This is a genomic window from Streptomyces sp. LS1784 (assembly GCF_020103755.1).
Taxonomy (GTDB): domain Bacteria; phylum Actinomycetota; class Actinomycetes; order Streptomycetales; family Streptomycetaceae; genus Kitasatospora.
The window spans coordinates 1-5239 of the sequence record NZ_JAHSQD010000563.1 but is presented as its reverse complement, the minus strand read 5'-3'; the positions used below and the strand labels follow the sequence as shown (position 1 = coordinate 5239).

General features: G+C 71.9%; 5 protein-coding genes and 1 pseudogene. 4 read left to right on the top strand and 2 right to left on the bottom strand.

Going from position 1 to position 5239, the window contains the following annotated elements:
• Nucleotides 1-48 precede the first annotated feature (48 nt).
• The gene (locus KS423_RS37730) at nt 49-333 is read right to left on the bottom strand and encodes a helix-turn-helix domain-containing protein (RefSeq protein ID WP_224284253.1); all 285 of its coding nucleotides are present in this window, start codon (nt 331-333) and stop codon (nt 49-51) included.
• A 381-nt stretch (nt 334-714) separates the two neighbouring features.
• Between KS423_RS37730 and KS423_RS37725 the strand changes: the two genes are divergently transcribed.
• Nucleotides 715-1272 carry a YbjN domain-containing protein gene (locus KS423_RS37725; RefSeq protein ID WP_224284252.1) on the top strand — a complete coding sequence of 186 codons (558 nt, stop codon included), beginning with the start codon at nt 715-717 and terminating at the stop codon, nt 1270-1272.
• Between the two features lie 120 nt (nt 1273-1392).
• Nucleotides 1393-2553, top strand: a complete 1161-nt coding sequence (locus tag KS423_RS37720) for a pyridoxal phosphate-dependent aminotransferase (RefSeq protein WP_224284251.1) — start codon at nt 1393-1395, stop codon at nt 2551-2553.
• A gap of 7 nt (nt 2554-2560) precedes the next feature.
• On the opposite strand, the gene KS423_RS37715 is transcribed toward KS423_RS37720, so the two are convergent.
• Nucleotides 2561-2707: a hypothetical protein gene (locus KS423_RS37715; protein ID WP_224284250.1), complete on the bottom strand. Its 147-nt coding sequence runs from the start codon at nt 2705-2707 to the stop codon at nt 2561-2563.
• Between the two features lie 752 nt (nt 2708-3459).
• Here KS423_RS37715 and KS423_RS37710 point away from each other — a divergent pair.
• Both KS423_RS37710 and KS423_RS37705 read left to right on the top strand, forming a co-directional pair.
• The gene (locus KS423_RS37710) at nt 3460-3990 is read left to right on the top strand and encodes a DUF2617 family protein (protein ID WP_224284249.1); all 531 of its coding nucleotides are present in this window, start codon (nt 3460-3462) and stop codon (nt 3988-3990) included.
• A gap of 247 nt (nt 3991-4237) precedes the next feature.
• Nucleotides 4238-5239: pseudogene (locus tag KS423_RS37705) on the top strand (spermidine synthase); the annotation flags it as partial.

The following is a 5239-nucleotide window of genomic DNA, read 5'->3' as shown; positions in this document are numbered from 1 at the left end:
CGCCCCGGCTCGGAACCGCTTCCCGCCCGCGGCCCGCACCGGGCACCGTCACTCGGCCGCCGCCTGCCGCAGCAGCCGCCGCGTCCGGCCCCGCCGGCTGCGCACCAGCCGGTGCAGTTCGGCCACCTGGGCGTCCGGCAGGTCCCAGGTCTGGGTCAGCAGCCGGAGCGTGGACACCCGTGGACAGGACACCCCCCGCTCCAGGTCGCGGATCGACCGCACGCTCAGCCCGGCCGCCTCGCCCAGCTGCTCCTGCGTCATCCCCCGGTCCAGCCGGATGCTCCGCAGCAGCACCCCGAGCGATGCGCCGTCCCCCGTCGCCGCTCCACCCACTCCTGCTCCCCCCTCAATTCCGGACAGTCCACCTCAGGACCGCTCAACTCTCCCGGCCGGCCCGGGACTTGATCGAAGCGAGTACCGTCGCACGCTAACCGCATCCGGTCGGTACGGCAGGCAAACCCCGCGCGCCCGGCGCGTGACGTGGCTCACGCGCCCTCCTCCGGGCGGCCCGCACCCCACCCCGCACACCCTCCGTGACCGCCGCCCGTTCCACCCGCCGCCGAAGGGCGCCGACGACGCCGGGAAGAACGCCCGACGAAGATCGACGCACCCCTCGGTGCCCCTGTGAGCGGAGCCCCGAATGAGGCAGGATGGGAGGTGGAAAGGGCGGCCTCTCATTGCCGGCCACCACGTGCACTGAGGAAGAGGACCCCCATGAGCATCGACCCGTCGTCCATCCCGTCCTTCGGCGTCCCCCAGGGCGGCCAGCCCGGCGGCCAGGGCGGGCGGCCGGCCGGCCCGCCGCCGATCATCGTCCCGGACCAGGGCCTGGTCACCCAGCTGCTGGACCAGATGCAGCTCAAGCACGTCGTGGACGAGGAGGGCGACCTCACCGCCCCCTGGGAGGGCTTCCGCGTCTACTACATGTTCCGCGGCGAGCAGAAGGAGCTCTTCGCCGTGCGCGCCTTCTACGACCGCGCGTACCCGCTGGAGAAGAAGGGCGAGATCCTCGACCTGATCGACGAGTGGAACCGCGAGACCCTCTGGCCCAAGGTCTACACCCACACCCACGAGGACGGCGTGGTCCGCCTGATCGGCGAGGCCCAGATGATCGTCGGCACCGGCGTCAACCTGGACTACTTCGTCACCACCACCGCCAACTGGACCCAGGCCGCGGTCGGCTTCGAGCAGTGGATCGTCGAGCGCCTCGGCCTCCAGAACGAGATCGAGGGCGAGGACGGCGAGAGCGACGAGGGCACCGACGAGGCCTGATCCCGTCCCGGCACTCCGGTCCGGCCCGCCACCGCCTCCGCGCCGGTGGCGGGCCGTTCTTGTCCCCGGCCCCCGGCTGTCCCAGGATGGCCCCTGACGACGAGCCGTGAGGAGCCACCGATGGGTACCAGGCCGCTGCTGAACCGCCGACTGGCCAAGATGGGCACGACGATCTTCGCCGAGATGTCCGCCCTGGCCACCGCCACCGGCTCGATCAACCTCGGCCAGGGCTTCCCGGACACCGACGGCCCCGAGGAGGTCCGCGAGGCGGCCGTACGGGCCCTGCGCGAGGGCCGCGGCAACCAGTACCCGCCCGGCCCCGGCATCCCCGAGCTGCGCACCGCCATCGCCGAGCACCAGCGGCACTTCTACGGCCTCTCGTACGACCCGGACACCGAGGTACTGGTCACCGCCGGCGCCACCGAGGCGATCGCGGCGGCCCTGCTGGCACTTCTTGAGCCTGGCGACGAGGTGATCGCCTTCGAGCCGTTCTACGACTCCTACGCCGCCTGCATCGCCATGGCCGGGGCCACCCGGGTCCCGCTCACCCTGCGGGCCCCGTCCTTCCGCCCCGACCCGGACGAACTGCGCTCGCTGATCACCCCGCGCACCCGGCTGCTGCTGATCAACACCCCGCACAACCCCACCGGCACCGTCCTCACCGCCGACGAGCTCGCCACCATCGCCGCGCTCGCCGTCGAGCACGACCTGCTGGTCGTCACCGACGAGGTCTACGAGCACCTCGTCTTCGGCGCCACCCACCACCCGATCGCCACCCTGCCCGGCATGCGCGAGCGCACCGTCACCATCTCCTCCGCCGGCAAGACCTTCTCCTTCACCGGCTGGAAGGTCGGCTGGGTCACCGCGAGCCCGGAGCTGGTCTCGGCGGTACGCACCGCCAAGCAGTACCTGACGTACGTCAGCGCCGGCCCCTTCCAGTACGCCGTGGCCGAGGCCCTGCGGCTGCCCGACACGTACTTCGACACCCTCCGCGCCGACCTGCTGCGCAAGCGCGACCTGCTGCTGGACGGCCTCACCGCGGCCGGCTTCCGGGCCTTCACCCCCGAGGGCACGTACTTCGTCACCACCGACATCACCCCGCTCGGCGAAAAAGACGGCATCGACTTCTGCCGTACCCTGCCCGGGCGTTGCGGCGTCGTCGCCATCCCGAACGCGGTGTTCTACGACGACGTGGACGCCGGACGGAGCCTCGTCCGCTTCACCTTCTGCAAGCAGGACGAGGTCCTCCAGGAGGCTGTCACCCGCTTGCGGCGGCTCTGACGGGCGGCTACCGCGGGGCCGGCGGCATGGCCTCGAAGCCGTCGAACAGGCAGGCATAGACCTGGGCGAGACAGACCGTCAGCTCCTGGTGGTCAGGGAACACCACGTACGTCAGGCCGTACCACTGCTCCGGGGACAGAGGCCGGTTCTGCACGACGTGCAGAACCGGCCCGGAGGACAGAACTCCTTCGCTCGACACAATCGGCGAATCAGCACGTCGCGAAGCCGTTCCTCCTCATGCCGGCCGGGAATCTCCCAGGCTGTCCACCCCTTCGGAATGCACCCCGTTCCACTCGATCTCTCCTGTGCGGTTGCGTTCAGCCGCCGATGTAGCCTGGCCTGCTTCACTTTCTGCAAAAGGGCGAGATCCTCCAAGAGTCCACCACCCGTCTGCGGCGCCCGCGATGGGCCGCGCGCCCCCTTTCACGCCCTTCGAACAGAGATGTCCGCGGCCCGACACCAGTTCTGATGGATCCTCAACTTCCTTGATCGGCTTGCCGGTTCACTGCCACCGAGGCATTCCGGCCGACCCTCGCGGCACTCCCCCGCCGCCCTCCACGCCCCGCGCCTGGAGGGCGGCGATATGTGATGCACGCGGACAGCGCACACCCGGCGCGCACGGCGCGCAATCCGGTGCTAGGGACGCGCACTGTGCAAAGTCGTCCATGCACTCGATCAGAGTCGGGAAGCAGGTGCGCTCGAAGCGGTGAATGCTTGACAAAGTTGGGTAAATCACCGGCGGACCCGGCGTATTCGTGCTTCTCTGCTGCTGAATCTCCAGCCGGAATCCTTCCTTCCACGGTCGGCCGCGCCCAGGGCCGCACAGCCACGAACAGCCTCGCCATCGCCTAGGCCTACTCGCTGCTGCTCGGCGGGCGCGCACGGAGCTGAAACGCGGAGCCGAGCATGCTCACCACACTGCAGACCTCCTACACGGACACCCGGGCCGGTGACCTCGCCTGGTGCCTCGGCGGCGAACCGTTGCCCGCTCTCGCCGTCCGCGACCTGAGACTCGACGGAGGCGGCCGCCCGGGCACGTCCGGAACCCTCCAGCTGCGCCTGCTGGGCGCCTCCCACCAGGTCGTGATCGACGCGGGCCCCGGCCGCTGTCTGGAGACCGTCGCCTGCCTGCCCGGCCGCCGCACCCCGCTGCCCGCCCGGGTGGCCAAGCAGGTCGGCGGCTGGGAGTACGAGTTCGCCGCCCGGATCGAGGTGCTGCCCCCGCACGACTTCGCGGCCCGCGCCCAGGAGCTGCTGGCCCTGGTCGAGGGGCACCCGCGGGGCCTCGCCGGGGTCTTCCCGGGTGACCCGAGCGCCTTCACCGCGCTGGTCACCCAGGGCGGCCCGGACCGGCTCCTCTGGCGCACCTGGCACGCCTACCCGCAGGAGGGGCAGCTGGTGTGCACCCGCTCCTCGCTGGTGGTGTCCGGGGCATGACCGCCCGAAGCCCGGACCGGAACACCGATCCGGCCGGAGGCCGCCAGACGCAGACCTACGAATCGCACGCAGGAACGGTTCGTCAATCCGATGTCGCTCACTGTCCGTCGGATGGGCGCAGCCATCCGTCCCGCACGTCCCCTAGCGTTTGTTCGTGATCAACCATCCGGCCGGTCCGCCCGCACGCCCGCGAGTGGACCTCGACGACGGCACCCCACCCCGGCCCGGGCGAGCCCTCGCCCCACTCCTGCCCGCCCGCCGTCGGTCCCGGCTGCGCTCCCGCCCCCGGCTCGCCCGTCTGACCGTCCTGCTGGCCGCGTTCGTCTGCGCGGCCTGCGGACTCGTGTACGAGCTCGAACTCGTGGCGCTCGGCGACTACGTGCTCGGGGACACGGTCACCCAGACCTCCGTCGTGCTCTCCGTCATGGTGTTCGCGATGGGCCTCGGCTCGCTGCTCGCCAAGCGGTTCACCAGCCGGCCCGCCACCGCCTTCGCCCTGGTCGAGTGCGCGCTAGCGCTCACCGGCGGGCTCTCCGTCCTCGCGCTCTACTCCTGCTGGGCCTGGATCGGCCGCTACCAGGCCGCCATGGTCGGCCTCACCTGCCTGATCGGCATCCTGATCGGCGCCGAGATCCCGCTGCTGATGACCCTCATCCAGCGCATCCGGCGCGAGGACGCCGGGCGGGCCGTCGCCGATCTGTTCGCCGCCGACTACGTGGGCGCGCTGATCGGCGGCCTCGCCTTCCCGTTCCTGATCCTGCCCGCCCTCGGACCGGGCGACGGCGCGCTGCTGACCGGCGCGGTCAACGCCGTCGCCGGGGCGGCCCTGGTGCTCTGGCTGTTCCGCGAGGAACCCGCCCGCCGGATACGACGGCTGCTCTGGGGCGGCTGCCTGCTGGTCCTCGCCGTGCTCGCGGCGGCCGCGGCCGGTTCCGACGCCATCGAGCGAGCCGCCCGGCACGCCCTGTACGGCGACCAGGTCCGTTACGCGACCCGCAGCCGGTACCAGGAGATCGTGCTCACCGGCCCCGCCGAGGGCCCGCTCCGGCTCTACCTGAACGGCCGGCTCGCCGTCTGCGGGCCCGACGAGTACCGGGGCAGCGAGGGCCTGGTCCACCCCGCCATGGCGGCCGGCCCGGACGCCCGGGTCCTGCTGCTCGGCGGCGGCGACGGGCTCGCCCTGCGGGAGGTGCTGCGGCACCGGGGCGTCCGCACCGTCCGGCTGGTCGACGCCGACCCCGCCCTCCCC

Coding starts and splice junctions, on each gene's coding strand:
- KS423_RS37725 (WP_224284252.1), top strand. CDS start 715: ATGAGCATCGACCCGTCGTCCATCCCGTCCTTCGGCGTCCCCCAGGGC.
- KS423_RS37720 (WP_224284251.1), top strand. CDS start 1,393: ATGGGTACCAGGCCGCTGCTGAACCGCCGACTGGCCAAGATGGGCACG.
- KS423_RS37710 (WP_224284249.1), top strand. CDS start 3,460: ATGCTCACCACACTGCAGACCTCCTACACGGACACCCGGGCCGGTGAC.